At 34.2% G+C, this 23,787-nt stretch carries 24 protein-coding genes; 4 read left to right on the top strand and 20 right to left on the bottom strand.

Features of this window, described 5'->3' with window-relative positions:
• Window positions 1–134: 134 nt before the first annotated feature.
• Window positions 135–887, bottom strand: a complete 753-nt coding sequence (locus tag ACTJIW_RS00760; RefSeq protein WP_073408921.1) for a DUF1349 domain-containing protein — start codon at window positions 885–887, stop codon at window positions 135–137.
• 105 nt (window positions 888–992) lie between these two features.
• Here ACTJIW_RS00760 and ACTJIW_RS00755 point away from each other — a divergent pair, with 105 nt between their 5' ends.
• Window positions 993–1,763: a response regulator transcription factor gene (locus tag ACTJIW_RS00755; protein ID WP_274251286.1), complete on the top strand. Its 771-nt coding sequence runs from the start codon at window positions 993–995 to the stop codon at window positions 1,761–1,763.
• A 16-nt stretch (window positions 1,764–1,779) separates the two neighbouring features.
• On the opposite strand, the gene ACTJIW_RS00750 is transcribed toward ACTJIW_RS00755, so the two are convergent.
• The 4 genes from ACTJIW_RS00750 to ACTJIW_RS00735 form a co-directional block, all read right to left on the bottom strand.
• Complete coding sequence (locus ACTJIW_RS00750) at window positions 1,780–1,998, bottom strand: hypothetical protein (RefSeq protein ID WP_012022281.1); 219 nt, start codon at window positions 1,996–1,998, stop codon at window positions 1,780–1,782.
• A gap of 3 nt (window positions 1,999–2,001) precedes the next feature.
• Window positions 2,002–3,468 carry a glycoside hydrolase family 130 protein gene (locus ACTJIW_RS00745; RefSeq protein WP_121362820.1) on the bottom strand — a complete coding sequence of 489 codons (1,467 nt, stop codon included), beginning with the start codon at window positions 3,466–3,468 and terminating at the stop codon, window positions 2,002–2,004.
• A gap of 279 nt (window positions 3,469–3,747) precedes the next feature.
• Window positions 3,748–5,322 (bottom strand): Na+/H+ antiporter, encoded by a 1,575-nt coding sequence (locus ACTJIW_RS00740; RefSeq protein ID WP_121360234.1) that lies wholly within the window; start codon window positions 5,320–5,322, stop codon window positions 3,748–3,750.
• A 4-nt stretch (window positions 5,323–5,326) separates the two neighbouring features.
• Entirely contained in the window at window positions 5,327–6,220 is an 894-nt protein-coding gene (locus tag ACTJIW_RS00735; protein ID WP_274251284.1) for a helix-turn-helix domain-containing protein, read from the bottom strand.
• Between the two features lie 179 nt (window positions 6,221–6,399).
• Here ACTJIW_RS00735 and ACTJIW_RS00730 point away from each other — a divergent pair, with 179 nt between their 5' ends.
• Window positions 6,400–7,380: an aldo/keto reductase gene (locus ACTJIW_RS00730; RefSeq protein ID WP_012022277.1), complete on the top strand. Its 981-nt coding sequence runs from the start codon at window positions 6,400–6,402 to the stop codon at window positions 7,378–7,380.
• A gap of 72 nt (window positions 7,381–7,452) precedes the next feature.
• Here the strand turns inward: ACTJIW_RS00730 and ACTJIW_RS00725 are convergent, their stop codons facing one another.
• From ACTJIW_RS00725 to ACTJIW_RS00690, 8 genes are all read right to left on the bottom strand, one after another.
• Window positions 7,453–7,998, bottom strand: coding sequence for a YceI family protein (locus ACTJIW_RS00725; protein ID WP_440715374.1), 546 nt, complete (start codon window positions 7,996–7,998; stop codon window positions 7,453–7,455).
• An 11-nt stretch (window positions 7,999–8,009) separates the two neighbouring features.
• Window positions 8,010–8,360 (bottom strand): c-type cytochrome, encoded by a 351-nt coding sequence (locus ACTJIW_RS00720; RefSeq protein WP_274251281.1) that lies wholly within the window; start codon window positions 8,358–8,360, stop codon window positions 8,010–8,012.
• Between the two features lie 11 nt (window positions 8,361–8,371).
• Window positions 8,372–9,214, bottom strand: a complete 843-nt coding sequence (locus ACTJIW_RS00715; RefSeq protein WP_440715375.1) for a DUF5777 family beta-barrel protein — start codon at window positions 9,212–9,214, stop codon at window positions 8,372–8,374.
• A 2-nt stretch (window positions 9,215–9,216) separates the two neighbouring features.
• Window positions 9,217–9,612, bottom strand: a complete 396-nt coding sequence (locus ACTJIW_RS00710; RefSeq protein WP_121360237.1) for an OB-fold protein — start codon at window positions 9,610–9,612, stop codon at window positions 9,217–9,219.
• Window positions 9,613–9,719: 107 nt separating this feature from the next.
• A complete protein-coding gene (locus ACTJIW_RS00705; RefSeq protein ID WP_440715376.1) occupies window positions 9,720–10,622 on the bottom strand; it encodes a COG4315 family predicted lipoprotein in 903 nt (300 codons plus the stop codon).
• Window positions 10,623–10,927: 305 nt separating this feature from the next.
• Window positions 10,928–13,432, bottom strand: coding sequence for a carboxypeptidase-like regulatory domain-containing protein (locus ACTJIW_RS00700; protein WP_440715377.1), 2,505 nt, complete (start codon window positions 13,430–13,432; stop codon window positions 10,928–10,930).
• Window positions 13,433–13,459: 27 nt separating this feature from the next.
• Window positions 13,460–14,359, bottom strand: coding sequence for a FecR family protein (locus ACTJIW_RS00695; protein ID WP_012022271.1), 900 nt, complete (start codon window positions 14,357–14,359; stop codon window positions 13,460–13,462).
• 51 nt (window positions 14,360–14,410) lie between these two features.
• Window positions 14,411–14,926, bottom strand: a complete 516-nt coding sequence (locus ACTJIW_RS00690) for an RNA polymerase sigma factor (RefSeq protein WP_433813518.1) — start codon at window positions 14,924–14,926, stop codon at window positions 14,411–14,413.
• Between the two features lie 196 nt (window positions 14,927–15,122).
• On the opposite strand from ACTJIW_RS00690, the gene ACTJIW_RS00685 reads away from it, so the two are divergent.
• Window positions 15,123–16,145 (top strand): hypothetical protein, encoded by a 1,023-nt coding sequence (locus ACTJIW_RS00685; RefSeq protein WP_440715378.1) that lies wholly within the window; start codon window positions 15,123–15,125, stop codon window positions 16,143–16,145.
• A gap of 113 nt (window positions 16,146–16,258) precedes the next feature.
• Here ACTJIW_RS00685 and map read toward each other — a convergent pair whose 3' ends face one another.
• From map to ACTJIW_RS00655, 6 genes are read right to left on the bottom strand one after another with little or no spacing between them, the layout of a single operon-like run.
• Entirely contained in the window at window positions 16,259–17,023 is a 765-nt protein-coding gene (map, locus tag ACTJIW_RS00680; RefSeq protein WP_012022268.1) for a type I methionyl aminopeptidase, read from the bottom strand.
• Window positions 17,024–17,074: 51 nt separating this feature from the next.
• The gene (locus ACTJIW_RS00675) at window positions 17,075–17,617 is read right to left on the bottom strand and encodes a dihydrofolate reductase family protein (RefSeq protein ID WP_440715379.1); all 543 of its coding nucleotides are present in this window, start codon (window positions 17,615–17,617) and stop codon (window positions 17,075–17,077) included.
• Window positions 17,614–18,414 carry a helix-turn-helix domain-containing protein gene (locus ACTJIW_RS00670; protein ID WP_440715380.1) on the bottom strand — a complete coding sequence of 267 codons (801 nt, stop codon included), beginning with the start codon at window positions 18,412–18,414 and terminating at the stop codon, window positions 17,614–17,616. The genes ACTJIW_RS00675 and ACTJIW_RS00670 overlap by 4 nt, the downstream gene beginning before the upstream one ends.
• A gap of 6 nt (window positions 18,415–18,420) precedes the next feature.
• Window positions 18,421–19,563 (bottom strand): MBL fold metallo-hydrolase, encoded by a 1,143-nt coding sequence (locus tag ACTJIW_RS00665; RefSeq protein ID WP_440715381.1) that lies wholly within the window; start codon window positions 19,561–19,563, stop codon window positions 18,421–18,423.
• A gap of 2 nt (window positions 19,564–19,565) precedes the next feature.
• Window positions 19,566–20,213: an NAD-dependent epimerase/dehydratase family protein gene (locus ACTJIW_RS00660; RefSeq protein ID WP_440715382.1), complete on the bottom strand. Its 648-nt coding sequence runs from the start codon at window positions 20,211–20,213 to the stop codon at window positions 19,566–19,568.
• Between the two features lie 4 nt (window positions 20,214–20,217).
• Window positions 20,218–21,258, bottom strand: a complete 1,041-nt coding sequence (locus ACTJIW_RS00655) for an SDR family oxidoreductase (RefSeq protein WP_440715383.1) — start codon at window positions 21,256–21,258, stop codon at window positions 20,218–20,220.
• Between the two features lie 165 nt (window positions 21,259–21,423).
• Here ACTJIW_RS00655 and ACTJIW_RS00650 point away from each other — a divergent pair, with 165 nt between their 5' ends.
• Window positions 21,424–22,854 carry a hypothetical protein gene (locus ACTJIW_RS00650; RefSeq protein WP_440715384.1) on the top strand — a complete coding sequence of 477 codons (1,431 nt, stop codon included), beginning with the start codon at window positions 21,424–21,426 and terminating at the stop codon, window positions 22,852–22,854.
• An 87-nt stretch (window positions 22,855–22,941) separates the two neighbouring features.
• Here the strand turns inward: ACTJIW_RS00650 and ACTJIW_RS00645 are convergent, their stop codons facing one another.
• A complete protein-coding gene (locus ACTJIW_RS00645) occupies window positions 22,942–23,784 on the bottom strand; it encodes a DUF4249 domain-containing protein (RefSeq protein ID WP_012022261.1) in 843 nt (280 codons plus the stop codon).
• Window positions 23,785–23,787 lie beyond the last annotated feature (3 nt).

The following is a 23,787-nucleotide window of genomic DNA, read 5'->3' as shown; positions in this document are numbered from 1 at the left end:
TTACTATTACACAGAGATACACAAAAATTATCGCTGAGACTCGCAAAGTTTATTTGTGGCGATTTCTGTTTTTGTGAATCTTTGCGAATAATCTTTGCGAATCTTTGTAAAAGAACTTTTTATTATCTTAAATTTTAAATCCCCAAACGAAAATCTTTTACACTTTTCTGTTCTAAACTAATCTCTTCAAAATAACTCGTAGTTCCTTTTTCAACCGGACACTGTGCGCTTATACCGCCCCAAAGTTCTGCAGGATAATTGTTTTTGTACAAACGAACCATCTGCCAGGTTTTGTTGTCAAGAGAATAATAACTGGCAACCGTCTGCGTATCTGATGATATTTTCATATAAACCGTTTTTCCCTTTACAACATCATGATTGTTATCGTCTGAAGTTCCAATTGTACGAACCGTCACGATTCTGTGATTTCCTCTTTCATCCTGCTCAAAACAAAATTTCTGATAAAAGCTGTCATTTACATACAAATACAAAACACCTGCATTGTACAAACCGCCTGTAGTAAATTCAGGACTTACTTTTGCCGTAATTGTAAAAGGTTTTGTGTTGTCTATTTTAGATAAAAGAATAGGAGCGGTGTTGTTTGAAAGCTTGTTATTTGGATCTGAAAAATAATCTTTTTTCTCGCCCACATGAAACTGGATATTCTTTTTCTCATCAACTTTTGCCAGAGTATCGGCACCATTAATAGATTTTGTAAAATGAATTTTCTCTAGTTTTATATCGCACGGATTACCTCGAACAAAAGCAGAATCTGAAATTTTTTCAGTGGTTTTTTCTTCAGTTTTATTTTCTTTTGAAGAATTGTTGCAGCTTGAAAAGATTATAATTCCAAAGAGAGCGAGGCAGGTAATAAATTTAGTTTTCATAAAATGTTTTGTTAGAAGTATAAAAATGATAATTTAGGTTTTTCAAATTTAGTCCTGCTTTCCAAAAACAGCAATACGTAAAATTAACCAATTTATAAAGCCGCTATGTCCAAAGTTTCCATCGAAGATCAGTTAACTTCAACTTTGTTACAGCAAACCTTTCTGGATGGGGAAGTTTTAGACATAGAAGAATATAAAAAATCGGTTGTTTCTTATGTCGAAATCGAACAATGTGTAGCGGTGCTTTCTGATTTTCAGGCAGACTGCAGTTATATTTATGCAGGCAATTTTGGAGAATTTTTTGGACTTTCTTCAGAAGATTTAATAATCGATTCTGCTTTTGAAGACTGTATTTTTAATAAAATAAATTCTGATGATGTAACCGAACGTCATGCTTTGGAACTTCAGTATATACAATTTCTTAAAAATTTACCCGGAGAAGAATATAGAAAATTCAGCACTTTCAGTCGTTTAAGAACTTCTGATTCTCAAAACGTGAATTACATTAATCACCGCACCATGTATCTTAAAAAATCATCAAACGGGAGTATCTGGCTTGCATTGTGTTTGTATTCGCCTTCTGGCAATTTACAAACCAGTACCGGAATCGACGGCAGAATTGTAAACATGCAGACAGGCGAAACGATTGCTTCTGAAAAATACAAATCTCTTTCCGAAACGTTACTTTCGAAAAGAGAATTGGAAATTTTAAAACTTGCTGCAAAAGGAAACAACAGCGGTCAAATTGCCGGATTTCTAAACATATCAGTTTATACCGTTCGGCGCCACAGACAGAATATCATCCAGAAAATGCAGGTTTCTAATACAACCGAAGCTTTACGAACGGCTCTTGTTATGGGACTGATTCAAGTTTAAAAATGAAAAGCAGTTTTTAAGCCATTATTTTTACACGAGACCCATCAGTATTACAAATTTGAATCTCAATAGTATTATTTTCTTTTAGTAAAGCATCTGCCTTATCTTCTGCCTCTTCAAGAGAAGCAAAAAAAGTTGGAGGAAAATCATTTATACCATCATACGAATATCTTGTTTTTCCATCAAGTTCCAGAATAATACCTGTTGCCTTTTCGCATAAAATAATTTGATACATCCTTTATTTACTTTTCTTCAAAGCATCCAATAATTCAACCATATCAACCACACCATAAGTCGAAGAATAATCAGAAACTGCATAAGGCAGGATTAGACTATTGTTGTGAATAATGGCTCCGCAGGAATACACAACATTTGGGACATAACCTTCTCGTTCATCTTCCAATGGAGAAAGTAAAGGTTCGCTAAGTCTTCCAATTTCTTTTGACGGATCATCAAGATCAAAAAGTGATGCACCAATGCAATAACGTCGCATTGTACCTACACCATGTGTAATAACAAGCCAGCCTTCTTCGGTCCAGAGCGGTGATCCGCAATTTCCTATTTGTGTGAGTTCCCAGGTGTAACGCGGCTGCTGCAATAAAACAGGAGTGTTCCATTGTGTAACTCTGTTGGAATACATAATGTAATTGTTTACACCGTCAATTCGGGCAAGCATGGCATATTTTCCTTTTATTTTTCTCGGAAATAAAGCTAGGTTTTTATTTTGAGCACCTTCTCCATGTAGAGGCATAACTCTAAAAGAATAAAAATCCTCAGTAGAGATTAATTTGGGCAATATCGCGTGACCATTATATGCCGTGTATGTAGCCATAATGCGAACAGAATCGTCGTCGTCTACAAAACGCACAAAACGGGCATCTTCAATTCCACGGCTTTCAGAATCTGATATTGGAAAAATGACACGTTCTGTAATATCAGAATCGTGTTTGAATTGTAAATCATAAAAAGAGTTGGCAAGCCAGAGTATTTCTTCGAGAGCAGTTCTTCTTTCCTGACGAATTGCAGGATCACTTAAAGCTGTTTTTAATGTGTTTTTTAAAATTGCAAATTCAAATTCCTCCGGCAGATCCTGCATAATCTGATCAATGTATTTGTCCTGCGTATGCATTTCAATGAGCTTGGTGAGAAATCGCTCTTTATTGAATAAAGTTTTATGTTCAATTTCGGCCTTATCAATATGATGACCAATTTTCATTATCTGAAGATTGTTGTCTCTGTCCAGAATTCCTCTTCTAAAAACAATAGAAGAAATATGTCCTTCACCAGTGGCGCGGAAAGAAATTATTACACGTTTTTCACCCGCTTCTAAACCAGACTGATCAAAATCTTCTACAATAGAAGGATTAAAAATAGCTGCTGATTCTATGGCATATTCCATTGTGCAATATGAACCAATTAGCATTTTTCGATTAAGTGTCATGGCTTCATAATCAACCTGCATGGCTTCGATTATGGGTCTTATTCTTTCGCAGTGTCTAAAAAACACCGCCGAAATATTTCTGTGGCGTCTGGCAAATTCCCGAAGTGTTTGTTCTAAGGTTTCTGAAACTTGTTTTTCATCCAGCGTCATTATCCGAAGCACCATCTGCTGGGTTCTATCATAACCATTCATGAAATAACGGGCTACAACTCTTCTGGAATCTGGGGTAAATTTTATACTTTTTCGAACAACGGATACACGCATAGTTTTGGTTTTTAATTGCAATAAAATAATTATTTGATGCAAATTAGGTTTGGTGTATTATGACCTGTAATTTGCTGAGAAAAAATAGAATTAAACCTTTTTTATCGGCTTTGATATCCTGATATCTTTTCTATTTCTATAACAAGTTAACAATTTTGTTAAAGAAAAAGCTTAATTTTTTATTAAATTCTCCGCCAGTACTTGTTTCTTCAATTCCTGCTCAGCATAAAAGAGATAAACTTAATACAAAAGTTTTCCTCTCTTATCGCTGTAGTTTTTTTAAAGATATCGCAATTTTTCTTCTTCAATATCAAGGTAATACATTTGTCTGCGTATAATAGCTTCGTCTAAAGTTTTGTCTTCTTTATTTCTATTTAAAAGCCATTTTCTCTGCTGGTCTAATAAATCCCGATAAATATGTTTGAGTTCCTGACTTATGGATTCATCATCAATTCCTTTAATATGCTGTTCCCATTTTTGAATAAGATGCTGTAATGAAGTATTGTTTTCGGCATGATCTTGATAATTGGTTCTTAAGTAATGTAACGCAAATTCAGCCAATTCTTGTCGTATCTGGTGATGCGCTTCTTCGCGGGGAACAGGATCGTAGATATTGGGAAGTTTGATTTTTTTAATAAAATACGGAAGCGTCAATCCCTGAATCAATAAAGTTAAAAGAATAACGATAAAGGTGATAAACAAGATGAGGTTTCGCTGCGGAAATCCGTTGCCATTGTTCAGATAAACGGGAATAGATAATGCTGCTGCTAATGAAACAACACCGCGCATTCCCGTCCAGCCTAATATAAAAGGCGTTTTATATCCAGGATGTCTATTGTCTGCTACAGTAATAAAATTTCGGGCGATAAGTGTTACAATTACGGCACCGTAAGAAGATAAGAGCCTGCTTATAATTAAAACAACCGTAATCAAAACGCCATAACCAATTGCTGTTAAAAGCGTGGTTTCTTCCAGTCCTTTAGTAATTTGAGGTAAATCTAATCCAATCAGCATAAAGACCAATCCGTTTAGTATAAAACAGAGACTTTCCCAGACATTTACGCCTTGTATACGCGATCTGCTGTTCAAAAAACGGTGTCGGTTATTAGACAAAAGTAAACCGCAGCTTACTACAGCCAGTACTCCGGAACTATGAACTTCTTCGGCTGCGAGATAAATAATATAAGGCGTCAGCAATGATAAAACAATATCGCTGTTGGCATCGGTAGGCAGATATTTATGTGCTTTCATAAACAGCCATCCTATTAATAAACCAATACCAGCGCCGCCAAAAACCATCCAGCTGAAACTTAATGCCGCTTTATAAAATATAAATTGTTCTGTTGCAACGGCAATCATGGCAAATCTGAAAATAATAAGGGAAGAGGCATCATTTAATAAACTCTCGCCTTCTAAAATCGACGACATGGTTTTGGGTACTTTGACAAATTTTAAAATTGCACCCGCACTTACAGCATCTGGAGGAGAAACAATTCCTCCTAAAACAAAACCTAATGCCAATGAAAAGCCGGGAATAAAATAATTTGCAACCAATGCAACGGAAAGTGCTGAAACAAAAACAACGATAAAAGCAAAACTCGTTATAATGCGTCTCCAGCGCCACAATTCTTTCCATGAAATTGTCCAGGCAGCTTCATATAATAATGGCGGAAGAAAAATAAAGAAGATGAGCTCTGGTTCGATGTTGATTGAAGGTACACCCGGAATAAAACTGATTAACAATCCTGCAAGTACCAGAAGTACAGGATAAGCTACTTTTATTTTATTGGCCAGCATAATGAGCAGTAAAATAACAATTAACAGACCAAGGTAGAAGGGGAAGTTATCCAGCATTTTTTTAGTTTAGGTTTCTATATTCGATTGGTGTATAACCGGTATTCTTTTTAAACATGCGGTTAAAATGCTGCGGATATTTAAATCCTAATTCAAAAGCAATCTGGCTGACTGATTTTTCGGCATCAAAAATTCGTTCTTTTGCCAGATTGATTAATTTTAACTGAATGTGTTCCTGAGCCGATTTCCCAGTTTCTTTTTTTATTAAATCTCCAAAATAATTAGGTGAAAGATGTAAAAGATCTGCAAAATATCCAACAGAAGGAAGTCCGGAATCTTGTGCATTTTGAGATTGGAAATAGTCATTTAAGCAGTTTTCAAATTTTGATAAAATATCAGAATTGATGTTTTCGCGGGTAATGAATTGTCTGTCATAAAAACGTACACAGTGATTTAAAAGCAGTTCTATAGTATTGCTGATAATGTTTTTGCTGTGTTTGTCAATAGACTGGCTTAACTCGTATTCTAATTTATTGAATAAATCTTTTATAATTTCCTGTTCTTTTAAAGACAAATGAAGCGCTTCGTGCGAGTCATAAGAAAAGAACGAATATTGATTTATATTTTTAAACAAGGCAGTTCCTTTTATAAAATCAGGATGAAAAAGCAGTGTTAAACCTGTAGATTTATAATTATCGGTATTGCTTACTTCCAGAACCTGTCCGGGAGCAACAAAAACCATTGTGCCATCATCGTAGTCATAATTATTACGGCCGTATTTTAATTCGCCGCAATTTCCGGCTTTTAAAAATATAGCATAAAAACCAAAATGCAGACGGGTATTATTGGGTAACGGATTACTGTTAGAATTATCAAAAATACTTATTAAAGGATGCTGTGTTCCAACACCTTTTAACTGATTGTATTGTGTAACGTGTTCAAGTTTTAGTTGGTCCATGATGTGCTTGTGAAATTTAGATACACAAATATACTATTCAGATTATTAATAACTTAGCATGATTATTCAAATCAGTAAAAATGGTAATAACAGCAGTAATATGTATTATATACAGCTGGTTTTATTACAAGAAATTTGTACTGTTAAAAATAACAATAAACTTTTATATAAATAAAATTATGGAAAAGAGAATATTAGGAACACAAGGATTAGAAGTTTCTGCATTAGGATTGGGCTGTATGGGATTGAGTTTCGCTTACGGTACAGCAGTAGATAAACAACACGGAATAAAAATAATCAGAGAAGCATACGAACAGGGAATTAATTTTTTTGATACTGCCGAAGCATACGGCATTGCCAACGAAGAGTTGGTAGGAGAGGCGGTGAGCCCGTTTAGAAAAGATGTTGTAATCGCGACTAAATTTGGTTTTAAAGGCGGACAGGCATTTAACGGACAAGACAGTCGTCCGGAAAATATCAGGGCTGTTGCCGAAGAATCTCTAAGACGTTTAAAAACGGATGTTATTGATTTATTTTATCAGCATAGAGTAGACCAAAATATTCCAATCGAAGATGTTGCCGGAACGGTTAAAGATCTTATACAGGAAGGAAAAGTAAAATATTTTGGTATGTCTGAAGCTGGTGCCGAAACTATTAGAAAAGCAAATGCTGTTTTACCAGTATCGGCTTTGCAAAGTGAATATTCTATTTGGTGGAGAGAACCAGAATTAGAAGTTTTGCCTGTGTTAGAAGAATTAGGAATTGGTTTTGTTCCGTTTAGTCCGCTTGGCAGAGGATTTTTAACAGGCGCTATTACCCAAAACACAAAATTTGAAAGTACAGATTTTAGAAATTCTCTTCCAAGATTTAGCGAAGAAAACAGATCTGCCAATCAAAAATTAGTTGATTTATTATCTGCTATTGCTTCTCAAAAACAAGCGACTCCTGCACAAATTGCTTTAGGATGGCTTTTGGCACAAAAACCTTGGATTGCACCAATTCCGGGAACCACAAAATCAAACCGATTAACAGAAAATATTGGCGGTGCTTCAATTAATTTATCGGCAGAAGATGTTAAAAAAATTGACGATGCTTTTGCTCAAACTACAATTCAGGGTGATAGATATCCTGCTCAGATTCAGCAAACTGTTGGGAAATAAAGCTTAGATAAATTAAAAGTGCTGTATTTAAAAATGCAGCACTTTTAAATAATTAACCATAAACTAAAAAAACTACATTTTTGTAAGCGGAAGATTGAAACTCACTTTTATCTTTTCAGCGATTTTTTTGCTGACCAGTTTTGGAATTTCAATATCAAAATCTTCTGCTTTTACTTCAAAACTTCCGGTAATTGTAATCTTGTCATCTGATTTTTGGATTTTAGAATTAACGGTAATCTTTTTTGTTTTTCCGTGCAAAGTCAAATCTCCCGAAATCTTAACTGGTTTTGATGACGCTGAAAGTTTTGATACATCAAAATCTTCAATTTTTCCTTTAAATGAGGCTTTAGGAAATTTATCCGATTCGACATAATTTTCATTAAAATGCTCTTCCATTAAAGCCACTTTAAACCGAAATCCTTTCATGAGTGCTAAAACAGCAACGTCTCCCGTTCCTGAGTCTAAAATGGCTGAAGTGTTTTTGTTTTCTGCCGCCACTTCTTCAAAAGAATCTGTGGAAGCTTCAAACTTTAAATTCCCTGTTTTTGTTGCATATTTTTGTGCCGAAACTTGAAATAGTCCGGCAAACAAAAACAACAGTATAATATGTTTTTTCATTTCCTGTCGATTTAATTTTCTAATAATCCATCCGCATTCCATTGCAAAATGGTATTTATTTTATCCTGAGACATTCTTCCTGCTCTTGGCATTTGTCCCGGAGTTCCGTTTTGACGCTGAATTCGGTCTAATAAATCAGTGTTTAACATTGCGTCTCTAACCTGTGCATAAGTTTCCAACGGTTTCAATGTTCCGCCAGAAGCATGGCACGCGATGCAGTTTGCATCGATAATGGCTTTTGCGTTTGCGTTATAGGTTACTTTTCCAACTATTACCTCTGGTTCTTCCAGACTTTCGTACGTGTTAGATTCACAGCCGTATAAAGACAACAATATGCCAGATAAAAAGATATATTTTTTCATATTCTATACTTTTAAAAAACTCTATATAAATTAAACCCAAAGAAAAAATCGCCTTTTCCCCAGTCGCCCGTGGCATTTGTTAAATAACCGCTCTCGGTCATAGATTGCGAATTGGTAAAAATTAATTGAAAAATATGACCGCCGGTTTCTATATCCAATCCAACAGAAAGCGGATTATTGTAAAAATCCGGTTTATTAAAATTTTCTCCGTATTCCAGATTTAGAGAAAGTCTTTTGGTTAATTTTAATCTTCCTCCGGCACTTAACGTAAACTGATTGTCGCTTTCAGTATCCTGATTGTATAGATTTTTATGAATATAAGACGGCACAAGTTCAAGAGATAATTTATCAGAGAATTTTCTTGAAATTAAAAGCTGATTTACATACGTTAATCGGTCAGAAAACTCAATTTTAGGATAATCGTCTTTTTTCAATCCGCTGTTAATATCGATTGTATTATAACCCACAATGTCAAACGGAAATTTGTCGTTTTGTCTTGCCAGTCGATATTTAAGCGATGTTTCATAAATTTTTAAAAGTGTATGGCGTGATGCACTTACAGAAAGCCAGTCGGTTACACCATAAATTCCTCCAATTTTCGTCGTGGCATCATCAAAACCAAAAAACTCAGAAATACCGCCTTTTACAGAACCAAATCGGTGCGATATAACAATATACAGTTCTTTTTTGGCTGCCATTTTTGTTGACTGAAGTGTTATAATCTGCAGGCCTTTAAAAGTGGCCGTCGCATTTTTATCTACAACCTGGGTTGAGTCCAGACTTGACAGTAAATCTTCCTGAGCATTGGCACATAAGCAGATTAAAAAGCTGGCTATTAAGAATATTTTTTTCATATTTAATTTTGTTGTGTACTGCATTGATCCAATTTTACGACTCCAAATAAATCATCATAACCAATACATCTTCCTTTTATATTGACTTGTTTTTTAATTAAATTTTGGTTTGATTTTTTATTCATTTTACAAAATACCTTTCCGTCAATTACCATTGAAGAATCAGTAACTTCTGTGGCTGTTCCTTCAATTTCAATTGTTTTATTTAAGTATTTTGAATCTGCCTGCGAAGAATTTTGCGCATATTGACTTTCTAAGTTTTGGGCAGAAATAGTAAGCATTGATTTTTCATTATCGATGTCTCTGGCATCTTTGTAAAGAATGTTTTGGTAGATATAGTAAGGGCCAAAACTTATTACCAGCAGTACTATCAAAATCGTGATTTTTCTTTTGTTCATGTCAATTTGGGATTTAAATTTTACAGCAGTGTGCCAGAATTTCTTATTAATAATTTCAAATCAGCCCGGTGAAAACGGACTAATTTGAAATAAACAGGTTTTAATTTTTAAATCGCCAGCGGAATATCTTTTACCGGAACCGGCCATACAGCAGGAGCAGGGAAACTAATTCCTTTATTAGCGCCTCTTACACTTGCATCCTGTCCAAAGTAATACAAAGGCCAGCCGTTGTAAACCAATTGTGATTTACCAAATACGGTAATAACAGAGAATTTTGATTTATCAAGAATAGAAGGCACTACGATTTTGTCTGTTTCATATATTGGCCAGACTGCATTGTTTGAAAAATCTTCTTTAGAGAAGTTATTTTTCTTGAAATTATCATTTTTAAAAGTATACAATGTTAAACCTTTGGCATCTGTAAAATAAGTAGTCTGTCCGTCGCCGACAGTATAATCAGATTTGTAATTTTTACCGTCATGACCAACAAGCTGACTTCTTACGATCATAATAGAGTAATCTGGTTTTGCAATAAACCAAACACCGCCAATTCCGTCTCCATCTGTTTTACCAGCAGCTTCCGGTGTATTGGTTACGTTGCCGTATCCGTCGTTTGCAGAACTTGGTGCATAGTAATATAAAGGCCATCCTTTGTAAGTAAGCTGTTTTTTTGAAGATGCAGTAGTAATAGTTCCAAAATCAGATAATGTTAATCCTGTGCCTAATTTATCTGCTGTTAAATTATCTACATTAAACACGGGCCATACTGCCTCGCATCCGCCTGTACAAGAAGATTGTCCTTTTGCATCTGTTGAGAAAAAATATAAAGATCTTCCGTCTTTGTCTACAAGATAAGAACCCAATGTAGTACTTGTTGCAAGCGTAACTTCTTTCTTAGTTTCCGGAGTTGGATCAGGATTAGTATTGTCACCAGAATTGTCACTGCTGCAGCTTAAAAAAAATGTTGTAACAGCAAGTGCTGCAGCGAATTTAAGTTGTTTTAATTTCATCGTCTTTAATTTTAGTTAAATTGAAATGGGTAAATAGGCTTTACAGAATTTATAAAGCGTTTGTTTAAAAAATGATTCATCAAAGAATTGTTCTTTACTGATGAGCATTTCGCAGCGCTACGAAGTGTCATGTAAAAGCTGTCCCTGCGGTGTTTTGTAAAATCTGCTGCGGTCATTTTAATTCTTTTGATAAGGTTCAATAGTAAAACAGCCTTGGTGCAGATAACCCTACCAAAAAATTAAAAATTTTAAGAAAAAAAATATAAAAGGAGTTCGGGCGATGAAAAAAGCTTGCCTGAATAGAATTAAAATGAAACTCTAAAACTCAGATTTGGAGTTCTTTGCAAAGAAAAAGTTTCGACTTCTTCTATAGAATTTGTAAGCGAACTTATCCTGTAATATTCGCTGATTTCATTTTTTCTGTTGAGGATATTTAAAATAGAAATCCCCAATTTGTATTGGATTCCGTTGTCAGTTTCCCATTTATAAGTGGATGAAAAATTGACTTGGGAAAAAATATGCAGATTGGTATTATTAGGTTTATTGTAAACCAATGTGGGATTTGACGGATCGATTTGAGAATTGTCAGGAGAAGTTTTCGGCCTGCCCGAAGTCCATTTTGTTCCCAAAGCAATTTTAAAATTGTTTTTCTCATAAATGCCTGCCCACGATGCTGTATGCATTACCTCAAAATTGTTAGGAAAAACAGGGTATTCGTAATTAATAAAATGGTAATTATTATGATTGTAAGTATAGCTTAACCAGGTTAAAAAATGATTCATCTTTTTTTGCAGCAGGATTTCGGCTCCCCAGACTTCATAATCGCCGGTTGTTTTAACAAACTCCAGCTGGTTTTGAAACCCCTGGCTTGAAGTCGTAATTCCGGTTACTTTTTTATAGAAATTTTCAATATCAAACAGCCAGTCATTTTTTATGTATGATAAATTTAGAGACAGCTGTCTGCTTCTCTGAATAGGAATTGAGCCATTATTGGAGATAATCCAGCGTCTTTTTTCTATTCCGAAATAATCTTTCTGCAGGTCAATAATCTGCTGGGAGTTCTGACTTTTTAATTCTCCGAGTAATTCTAAATTCAGGTTTTTATTAATGCCGTAACCAAACTGTACCCGTGGTTCCAGAATAAATTTCTCAAATTTTTCGATATAATTAATTCGGGTTCCGGCTTTAAAATAGGTTCGGGAAATTGTGTCATTGTATTTTCCTTCTAAAATCAAAGCATGTGTTCGCAGTACATCTTTTACTTTTCGATAAAAATCAGGATTTGTTACCTGCTCTAAATTTGTAATACCAATTTCATTAAACTGATAACCATCGCTAAAAGTAAATTTAGAACTGAGAATATGATTGTTTTCTAAATTGATTCCGTTATTGTTTACCGAATTTTCCTGAATAACCCTTTGGCCTTCGCTGTTGGTCTGATTGCCCAGAAGTTCATAAGCCGAATTGTAAACGTTAATTTTAGTAGTGTTGAAATTGTTCCAATCTCGTTTCCATGACAAATTACCGCCATAATTCTGCTGGCGCAAAATACTGTTTTCAGATCGGTTTATGTTGTAAATAGTCGCGCTTTGAAAAACTTCCAGATTATCTTTAATCGTAATAAGATCTAGTATTATCTGATCTTTGTTTCCTATTTTTTGAACATACTTAAAGGTGGCATCATAAAAATCAAATTTTTTATCACTTTGATAATCGACATTCTGATTGTTCGAAAAATCGGTAATTGTCGTGTTTTGAAACACTTTGTTAAAATACTCTTTGTACGTAGGAGTTTCAATAAAATCAGTAATAGATTTGCGTGCAGCAACTTCAATATAACTCTTTTTCGAAAGATTGTATTTTCCGTAAACATCAGCATTAATCATATTGAGTCCGGCGCTGAAAGAATTTTTTTCTGCCGTTTCTGGAGTAGAAGAAATGGCTACAACACTCGATACACTTTCTCCGTAAAAAGCAGAACTTCCGTTTTTGTAAATTGAAATGGTATGGGCCAGATTAGGATTGAAAGCAGATATTAAACCAAAAAAATGTCCCGTTTGAAACATTCTTATTCCATTCCATAAAAATAAATTCTGGTCATGCGTACCGCCGCGCACATTAATGCTCGACACACTTTCGTCGATACTGTTTACACCCGGAATTTGCTGCATAGTCTGCAAAGCATCTGGTTCGATAAGTCCGGGCAGAATACCAAATTTCTTGGGCTTAATTTCAAAAGAACCATTTTTGTTTTTAGAAATTCCTGATGCCAGAATAGCATTTGTCTTAATTTCTTTAAGTTCTGTAATTTCGGGTTGTAATACTATCTGCGGGCAGTTTTTTGAGTTGAAATTTATCGCCGCTATTTTTTGGGTTACATACCCAACATGGCTTATAGAAACTACTGCTTCTTTTTCTTCGTTACATTCAAAATAACCATTTGAATTGGTCGAAACCTGAGTATGATTTGATACACTAATATTGGCATTTTCAATTGGTTTTTTATCCAATGCAGAAAAAACGTATCCGCAGATTATTTGAGAAGCATTATCTTTTTTATAAATATTGATGAATGTATTTCCAATATTCTCAAATGATAAATGCGTCTTTTCACTCAGATATTCCAGTTTTTTTTCTAATGAAAATGATTTTTTTGGCGGAATTAATTTTACTCCCAAAATGTTGTCTTCAGTATAATTGAAACTTACATGATGCTGTTTTTCAATATCAATTATTATTTTTTTAAAAGGCAAGACTTTTCCTTTGCCCTGAGCAAAACAATTCAGGGCAATGAAAAAGAGAAAAAACAAAAAATGAAATTGTTTGGGGAGCAACATTTATTTTTCGTCAAATATTATTTTATTTTTCGAGACTTGTTTCGCCTCTAAATGATATGTTGTACTAATAATCTGCAAAGCTGTATTTAAATCTTTAGCGGGTAATTTCCCTGTAAATAATGATGTTGTATCTTTTGTATTTAATTCGATCTTAATGTTATATTGTCTTTCAACTTCATCCAGAAGACTTCTGATATTTTCTTTATAAAAACCTATTTGATTGTCAATCCATTCCGGTTTAGATGTATTTACAGTCAGGTTAACTTGTTTTCCGTTTTCAAAACTTACGCTTTGTCCGTGGGTTAATAAAATTTGGGTATTGTTATAATTTACTTTTACACGTCCTTCATAACACACTACATCAAACCTGTTTTTTCTGGTTTTTACATTAAACTGGGTTCCTAAAACCGTTACTTTTCCAAGACGGGTTTCTACTTCAAATTTTCGGCCTTTGGCTACTCTAAAATAAGCTTCGCCTTTTAATTCTAAATGCCTGCTGTTGTCCCAGTTCCATTTTTTATACTGTATTTCAGAACCTGAATTCAATACTACTTCTGAATTATCCGGTAATGAAAAAGTGGTTCTTTTTCCAAAATCGGCTGTTTCAGTCTCAGGCACAAAAAACTGCATTACAAAAGTTACTGCCAATGCGAGAACAAATATTGCAGCGGCTCTAAAAGCCCATTTTTTGTATAGCGGTACAACTTTTGGAGCTGTTTTTTTCTGACTCAAAATATTCGACAGCATAGCGTTTTCATCAAGATCACCAACCTCTAAATGAGCTGTATAATTCTTGATTTTTTGATATTTTTCAAAATCCGGACTTGCCTCAAATGCTGCCAATTCATCCGGAGATAAATCATCGTTGAGCCATTTTGCCAATAAGCGATTTTTTTTCATTTTATCGTACTATTATAATTAAAACAATTAGAACTTATTTTACCCTACTTTTTATAAATCAATTTCTTTACGTAAGCTTAACAACGCAAGATGAATGCGCTTTTCTACCGCCTTTACGCTGATATTTAACTCCGCAGCAATTTCACTGTATTTTTTTCCGTCAATTCGGTGCATCAAAAAAGCGGTGCGTTGTTTTTCGTTTAAGTTTTCGATGGCTTTTAAAAGTTTTGCCTGAAACTGTTTTTCTTCCAGAATATATTCCGGGCTTTCATTGGTTTTGTCTAAACCGGTGAAGTTTTTTTCGTACTTCAAAACCACTTTCTGATGCGCAATCTGGTTAAGACTGCTGTTGTTTGCAATGGTATAGATATATGATTTTGCTTTTTCGAGCGGCACCGAAGCACAATTCTGCCAAAGTTTTACAAATGCTTCTTGTGTTAGATCTTCTGCCTGTTCGATATTGCCAAACTTGTAAAGAAGAAAATTTCGAAGCGCTTTTGCATGGCTTTTAAAAAAGGACGAAAAGATTATTTCGTCACAAGTATCTGATTGGTTCTTAGTTGGCATTTATATTTGTGATTGGTACGATGCAAAAGTATTTGTTTTTAGTTTAAGTAGGGTAAACGCGGTGCTGATTGTTTTATAGAAACATCAGATGTTATTTTCTGTAATTATAGAGAATTAAAAATATGAAACAGAAGCCGTTGATGCCGGATTTATTAAAACCGTTTTTTAATTTTATTACCTTTGTAAAAATATAAATATGCTTTCTTTTCAAAAATATTTATCAATAGCAGTCGTTTTCCTGCTCTTGTTTTCCTGTCAGAACGAATCAGACGATCAGGACAATACGGCGCAGGGAACCATTACAAATGCTTCGCCTCTTACGTCTTATCTGCAAAGGGTTGCCATGGTGCAGACCGTGCAGGATAATATAATCGACGGGTCTACTTATTGTACTATAAAATTTCCTTACACGGTTACGGTTAACAACACGCACATTGCCATAAACAGTGCAGCCGATTATCAAAAAGTAATTGACAATATTAATGCAAGTAATTACGATGATGATATTGTAAAAATAGATTTTCCGGTTACGATGGTTTACTATAATTATATTGAAAAACTAATCCCGAATGAAGCTGATTTTGATACTTTAATCGATTACTGGAATCAATATCCTGATCTTCTTTCTAAAATTAACGGACTCAATATTAATTATCCAATCACTATCAATATTTACAACAGCGCTAATCAAATAGGAAGTTCTCAAACTATAATAAGCGATCAGGCATTTTTCAATTTTATAAAAAACCTCAACGCTAGTCAGTACATTTCTTTAAAATATCCAATTTCGATAGTTGATTACCACGGACAGACGAAAGCGGTTAATAGTAATTTAGATTTCGAAAATGCTATAAAATATGCGATCGATTACTGCCCAGAAAATAATATTGTAACACTAAATTTAAACGAAGTAATTACAAAAGGTTCCTGGCAGATCCCGTATTATTTTGCTGATTCTGATAAAACTTTGTCTTACGGCGGTTATTCATTTGTGTTTAAAAGTGATAATTCTGTTACAGCTGCTAAAGCGGGAATTTCAGAAACAGGACAATGGGAAAGCACCGTACAAAATAATGTTAGGGAATTAAAGCTGACTTTCAGTTCAGAGTTACTCAGCAAATTAAACAAGAGCTGGAAATTGTTTGAGTTTAATAATTCGCAAATTCGATTGCGAGATGTAAGCAGTAATACGAATTATCTTTATTTTGAAAAACAATAAAGAAGTTTACAAATCATATAGAAATTAGATTAAATCTTATTTTTGAATTTTCAAAGACATAAAAAAACTCCATTAGCAATAATGGAGTTTTTTTGTATTTGTATGTAATTTTTTTAATTCCAGATTCCGTTCATTTCTGTCAAGATGATTGGTTTTCCTTCTGTAACTATGATTGTATGTTCGTGCTGTGCCATAAAACCGCCTTTGTTTCCAACCATTGTCCAGCCGTCTTTTAGGGTTTCGGCAATTGTAGAAGTGGTAGAAATAAAAGTTTCGATAGCAACAACTGAGTTTTTCTTAAACCTTGTCAGGTTAAAACGATCTCTGTAATTGGCTATTTCGTGTGGTTCTTCATGCAGACCTCTTCCAATTCCGTGGCCAGTTAAATTCTTGATTACTTTGTAGCCTCTTTTCTTAGCTTCGGTTTCCATTATAAAACCAATATCAGAAATGCGAACGCCTCCTTTTATATTGTGAATGGCTTTATGCAGAATTTCTTTTGATGCTTCAATTAATTTTTGATGCTGGTTTACATCTTCACCAATAACAAACGAACCTCCGTTATCTGAAAAGAAACCGTTTAATTCTGCCGAAACATCGATATTGATTAAATCGCCTTCTTTTAAAATTCTTTTTTCTGAAGGGATGCCGTGGCAAAATTCTTTATTTACGCTGATGCAGGTCCATCCCGGAAAACCATACGTTACATAAGGCGCAGATTTTGCTCCTAAATCGTTTAGTATTTTTCCGCCGTATTCATCCAGTTCTTTTGTCGATATGCCGGGTTTTGCAAAATTTCTCATTTCTCTTAAAGCATAAGCTACTGCTTCGCTCGCCTTTTTCATTCCAATTAATTCTGCTTCTGTTGTTATTGACATGGTACTTTAATTTAAACTTCTGCTAAGATACAACTATTTTTATTTTCGGTTTTATTCCGGCTGATAAGTCAGCTCTACAACTCCTGATTTAAAAACTCGTGTAGCCATTAGTTTCAGTCCAATACGTTTTGATAAGTTTTCAAATAAAGGTTTTCCGGAACCTAAAACAATGGGATGAACAGAGATTTTGTAAACATCAATAAGGTTTAAATTTATAAAGGTTTTGATAAGACTGGCACCTCCGTACAGCCAGATATCTTTGCCCTGCTGATTTTTTATTTCGTTTACTTTGGTAATTAGATCTGCAGTGATAAAAACAGCATTTTCGTCATTTCTGTTTTGGCTCGAAAAAACAAATTTATTTTTAGAGTGAATTCCATTCCACATTTCTTTTTCTGCTAAATCAGCATTTTCATCTGCCTGATAATTTCCCCATGCATCGTAGCTTATTCTTCCATAAAATATAGTGTCAACGCTTTCAATAAAGGCAGGAAAATTCATGTCTTCATCCATTATGCACCAATCAACTTCTCCGTTTGGACCTTCAATAAATCCGTCTAATGTAACCGCAAGATTTAAAACTACTTTTTTCATTTGTTCACGTTTAATTTTAAAATATCAGAAGGTGAAATTCCGTATTTCTTTTTAAAAGCAAAAGAAAAATGGGAGAGATCTTCAAAACCCAGATCAAGATAAATATCCGAAGGTTTTCTGCCTTTCTTTTCTAATAAAAAATAGCCTTCTTTGAGTCTTCGCTGAATAAGCCATCGGCTTGGAGTGTCTGAAAAAATAGCAGCAAAATCACGTTTAAAAGCCGAAATACTTCTTCCGGTTAAATACGCAAAACGTTCCATACTGATATTAAATTTGTAATTGCGATTCATGTATGCTTCTAAATCGATCTTTTCCGGCGGTGCGAAATCAAATAAAATATTTGTTAGTTCAGGATTTTCTTTTAGCAAAATCAATAAAAGTTCTTCGCGTTTTATGCTTGAAAATGTTTCGTCGATTTCGCCTCCTTCATTATAATATGGCATTAAAGAAAGAATAAAATTTGGAACCAGATGGGTTTTCTTTAACTGTACAAATGCGGCTTCGGTTTCGCTTTTTTGAGCTTTAATTTTATGTTTTTCAGCAAAAGCTTTTAAAAAAAGGGTATCGAAAATAACCACGACTTTTTCAAATTCGTTATCCTGTTTTTGTTTGTGGTATCGTGCAAGATGATTTTTTCGGGCAATGCAATACTCGCCAGGCTTTAAACTGTATTTACTAATACCGTCATAACCTTCAATAGTGCCTTTTGCCAGATACAAAAAGAAATGTTCTGCAATAAAATGTTCCGGCGATATTTCGGGACCTATATAACAACTTTTAATTTCTGTATATTTCATGAGGCATTAAATTGGTTTGTCAGTATTATTTTTCCACCATTCAGGAAAAACTTTATGATTCTCAAAAATAACGATTTCTCCAATAACGGGCGTAATTAACGGAATTTGATGTTTTTTATTTAAACGGCTGATTTCATTAAGCGGTTCGTTCCAGGTATGTTTGGCAAGTGCGAATTTTGAATTATGAACAGGAATCATACTTTTGGCGTTTAAGTCTTTTGCAGCTTGTAAAGTTTCTTCAGGAAGCATGTGGATATAATGCCAGGCTTTGTTGTATTGTCCGTTTTCCATAATCGCAATATCAATTGGACCAAACTTTTTTCCAATTTCGGCAAAGTGTGTGTCGTAACCGCCGTCGCCGCTGTAGAATATTTTTGTTTTAGGCGAATGAATTAAAAAAGAAACCCATAAAGATTGGTTCTGTTTTAAACTGCGTCCTGATTTATGTCTTGCCGGAAGTGTATGAATGGTGTAATCCTGCTCAACGGTAACAGAATCGTTCCAGTCTTTTTCGATGATTTTATTTTTAGGATATCCCCAGCGTTCAAAATGTGCGCCAACACCCAGACCGCAGATTACGGTTTTTACTTTTTCTTTTAATGCCAAAACGGTTGGATAATCCAGATGATCGTAATGATCGTGAGAAATCAGCAGATAATCAATGTCTGGTAAATCCTTTACCTGATACGAATTTGTTCCTGCAAAAACTTTTACGCTGTTTGGCAGCGGCGATGCATTGCTGCTGAAAACCGGATCGATTAAAATTTTCTTTCCGTCAATCTGCAAAAAGGAGGAAGAATGCCCAAACCAAACTAAAAGATTTTGATTGGCAGGCAGGTGTTTTAAATCTCTTTTTACAGACGGAATTTTGCCAGCAGGTTCAGTTGGAACTGTTTTATCAAAAAGCTGACTTCTTATTACGCCCCAAAAAGTGTAACCGGGAGCAAATGTAGGCGTGTAAGTATTATTTTGAAATTCACCATTTTTATAATGAACTGATTTTTCAATTCTGACCATGCTTTCTTCAGAAGGTAAACTTCCAAAAACTGCTTTTTGCATATAGAGCCAAGTGCTGAAAGCAAGAATAAGCAAAAGGACGGCAATAACTATAAACATTCGTTTTAGGATTTTAAAAATTCTGTTTTTCATTTTTAGTTCGCGGCTTTTTTAATATCAATTGGTTCCAGAATTTTTTTAGAATACCCAAACTGTGCTGTAGAAATCATAGCACGTCCTATTTCTCTAATCTCGCATCCGGTATAAAACAATCCCAAAACAGGGTAGAGGAATTTGATGTATTTATTAAAACCTTTAAGATGTATTTGTTCTTTGTCTGGTTTCATTAACCCCGGACGAAAACTGTATTGCGCTCTAAAAGGCATTCTTTGTAAAGCATTTTCAGTTTTTCCTTTTACGCGAGCCCACATAACTTTTCCTTTTTCAGAACTGTCTGTGTGAAATCCCGAAACGAAATTGAAAACAAGATTTGGGTTTTGATTTAATACGGCTTTTGCAAAATGAATCGTTGTGTCGTATGTAATATGGGTATATTCTGTTTCGTCCATACCCACACTGCTTATTCCTGCACAATAAAAACAGGCATCATAACCAGCAAGTCTGCTGTCATTGCTTTGCAGCGAAAGAAAATCAGAAACCAGATATTCGGTTAATTTAGGATGCGATCTTCCGCTGGTTTTTCTTCCCACATACAATACTAATTCTATATTTTTATTATTTAGGCATTCTATTAAAACACCTTCGCCAACCATTCCGGTAGCGCCTGTCAGGATTACTTTCATTTCTTTAAATATTAAGATTTTTCCATTTTATGAGACTTATTACACTAGCTGTTACAGCTTCTTCATTGGTGCGCGGTACCCAGCCTAATATTGTTTTTGCTTTTTTATTGCTGGCATTTCGATTAATTCCAACCAATGGTAAAATTGCTTTTGCCTGATCGTTAAATATTGATGATAAGCGTATTATAAAGGTAGGTAAAGATTTTGCAGGTGCCTTTGTTGTTACATACGGCATTTTTTCTTTCAGCAGTTTTACAATTTCCATTAAAGACATTGTTCCTCCGGATAAAGCTAAAAAACGCTCGCCTTTTGCTTGTGGTTTTTCCATTGCAAGAATGTGCAGTTCGGCAACATCTCTTACATCGACAATTCCTAATCTAATATCTGGAATTGCTTTCATCGAGCCGTCTAATAATTTTTTAAGTAACTCAAAACCGCTTGATAAATCTTCGTTTAAAGATGGTCCAAAAATTCCCATTGGGTTAATTACAGAAAGTTCAAGAGCGCCTCCTTCTTTTTCAATAAAATCCCAGGCTGCTTTTTCGGCCAGTACTTTTGATTTATTGTAGGTCGAAAGTCCTTTTTCGTTTGGGTCTGTCCAGCTTTCTTCGGTAATAAGAGAATTTTTGTCTTTGTGGCTGTAACCAACAGCGCCAAAATTTGAAGTCATAACAACACGTTTTACGCCACAGTCTCTTGCAGCTTTTAAAACTCTAAGTGTACCGTCGACAGCAGGGCGTATCATTTCGTCTTCATTTTTTGGAAGTCTCAAAAATATAGGCGAAGCAATGTGTAATACATATTGACAGCCTATCATGGCTTCGTTCCAGTTTTTATCGGAAGTTAAATCGGTTTCAATAAATTCTAATTGGCTAAAATCTGTTATACCGCCATTTTTCAGCATTTCAAATATTTTATCTCTGCTATTTAAAGATCTTACGGTTGTTCGAACCTGATAACCGCGATTTAGTAATTGCAAAATACTGTGAATTGCCACAAAACCAGTTCCGCCGGTAACCAATACTTTTTGATGTGAATGTATCATTTGCTGTATTTTTATAATGCAAAGTTCTACAGATTATCAAGAATTTATTTTGTTGAAAAGTCCAAAGTTATTTTGTTGAGAGGTTCATGATTTTATATTTAAAATAAGAAAAAACTTATTTTTTTTGTTTATTCTTGTATTTTTGCATTTCCTAAAATGAGGATTATGAGTACAGAAAAATTAAATAATAAAACTAAAGAAGAATTAAAAGATATTTTGGTTAATGATAGTGACATACATAAGATAGAAACGTGGGAGTTTTTAGTAAAACATAGTTTGAGTAATAATGAATTGGTGATTATTTTAGAAAAATGCGATGATCTTAGAATTAGGAGTAAGGTCGCTGCCATTTTATCTGGACAGAATCCTTCAACTAATGAACTTGTTTGCATTATCAATTACAGTTGGAACTTTGAAATTACAAATAATGCTTTTGAGATTCTGTTAGAAAAAGATCTAACAAACTATAATTTGATAGTAATTATAGAAAAATGTCCAATTATTGAAGTGAAAAAAAGAGCTTTTGAAGTTTTGATAAAAAATAATCCAAGAAATGAAGAATTGGCAGATGCACTTAGATGGTGCGGCAATTATGAAATTAGAAATGATATATCCAGGTTTTTGCTTACAAAAAATCCAGATATTGACGAACTAAAAGACATTATTGTGATGTGTAATGATCCTAAAATTGGAAATAATGCTTGGGAAATGTTAGAAAAACAAAATCTAACAAATAAAGATTTGGAAAATGTTATACGTAATCCTATTAGTCTTAATAATGAGGGAATAAGAAATAAAGCTGCAAAAGTATTATTACAAAAAGAGCCATCAGACAATGAATTGCATAATATTTTACTAGGGTGTTCAGATATTCAAATGGTAAACAAAGCAGCAGAAGTTCTATTAGAAAGAACAATAGTAAATGAAAATCTACTCGAAATTTTACGCCTTTGTACAAATCATGAAATCATAAACAATACGTGGGAAATTCTTAAACGTAATAACCCAACAAGCAGTAATTTGAGATTTGTTATAAGTTTTTGTACTGTTATAGAAGTGGTTAAGGAAGCTTGGGGGATTTTTGAAAAAGGTGATCACAAAAAAGAGGACCTATTGGGGATTACTAAATGTTGTATAGATATTGAAATTGTAAAAACTGCCTGGAAAAATATTGAAAAAGAAGAATGGAATTTTTATGATTTGCGTGATGTGATAGGGGAGTGTATAGATCCTGAAATCAGAAAAAGTGTCTGGGAGAAAATGAAAGAGCAAAGCCAGCATTGGCATTGGGGAGCGTTGGCTTATATTCTTACAGATGATTTTAATACAAATCTGCCAGCAGAAATTAGAAATGAAGCATGGAAAATGTTAGCAGTCCGTGCTGGAATTACCAAACCATTTAATGAAGAACCGTTGATCCAAAAAATGCTTTCGAAATTCGGCGATAAATTTGATCATACACAAAAAAAGATCATGTTTCGCCAGATTTGCATTGAAGATGAAGAAATTATGAAAATTAAAAAAGAATATAGCCCTATACTTGATTTACTTGTACTGCCTAATTATTTTTATAACATTACAAGTGCAGATGCCTAATTTTAGCTTTGACAAATCAGTTATAAAAGACAAATCCCTTAAATGCGATATTTAAGGGATTTGTCTTTTATTGTCGAAAATTGGTTTTTATTTTACCACATAATCAACTGCATCTGCTTCGCAAAGTCTAAAATAACCTAATGCAAAATTGCTGGCATCGGTTGTGTTTACAATGTTTCCTCTAATATTTCCGGGAGGCACAAGAAACGGATTTGCGCTTGAAGCTTCTAAAATTAGTTTCATATAATTGAAAAAGTTCTTAGAAACGCCTCGGTGCGTAATTTTTACAACACTTCCGGTTTTAATATCATCTTCGTGAGAATAACGGGTGCTTATTTCGTTTCCATTATAAAACTCATCATTTGTAATTTCGTATTCCGGATATATTAAGAAATCGCTTTTATAATCTGTTAAATAAAAATTGACTTGATCTGCAGGATCTGTATAATAAAAAGTAAGTTCAATAATGTCTTTTCCTCCAAAATCTGGAACTACAGCCTGCTCAACTTTGGTTATTGACGTTACAGAAGTCAGTTTTTCAACTGCTGTAAAACTTTTTCCTTCAGCTTCAATAAACAACTTATAATCCATGTCGATTACGGGTACAAAATTAGTGCACACATATACGCCCGGCTCAGTTTCATTAAAAGTAAAAACGTCGCCGCTGGTGTTTTCAACTCTTACCTGCGCACCAGAAACTTTTGGTGTTGAACCGCTGTAGTATGAAGCTGTTTTACTGATTTTTATGGTTTGTTCGTTGCCGCTGGTTCCTTTTTTCCAGATAATTTCGGCGTCGACTACTAATCTTGTTTCTCCGGTTTCTAAATCCAGAGTTACAACATCTTCACACGAAGTAAAAAATACAACAAACAGAAGACTCATTAATGCCAGTATTTTATTCATTTTAGTATATTTTTTTAATTTATTCATAGC

Origin of the sequence: Flavobacterium sp. 22659, assembly GCF_052044235.1 — a bacterium.
Taxonomy (GTDB): domain Bacteria; phylum Bacteroidota; class Bacteroidia; order Flavobacteriales; family Flavobacteriaceae; genus Flavobacterium; species Flavobacterium johnsoniae.
Note: the sequence above shows the minus strand (reverse complement) of the source record. Positions and strands in the feature narration are given on the sequence as shown.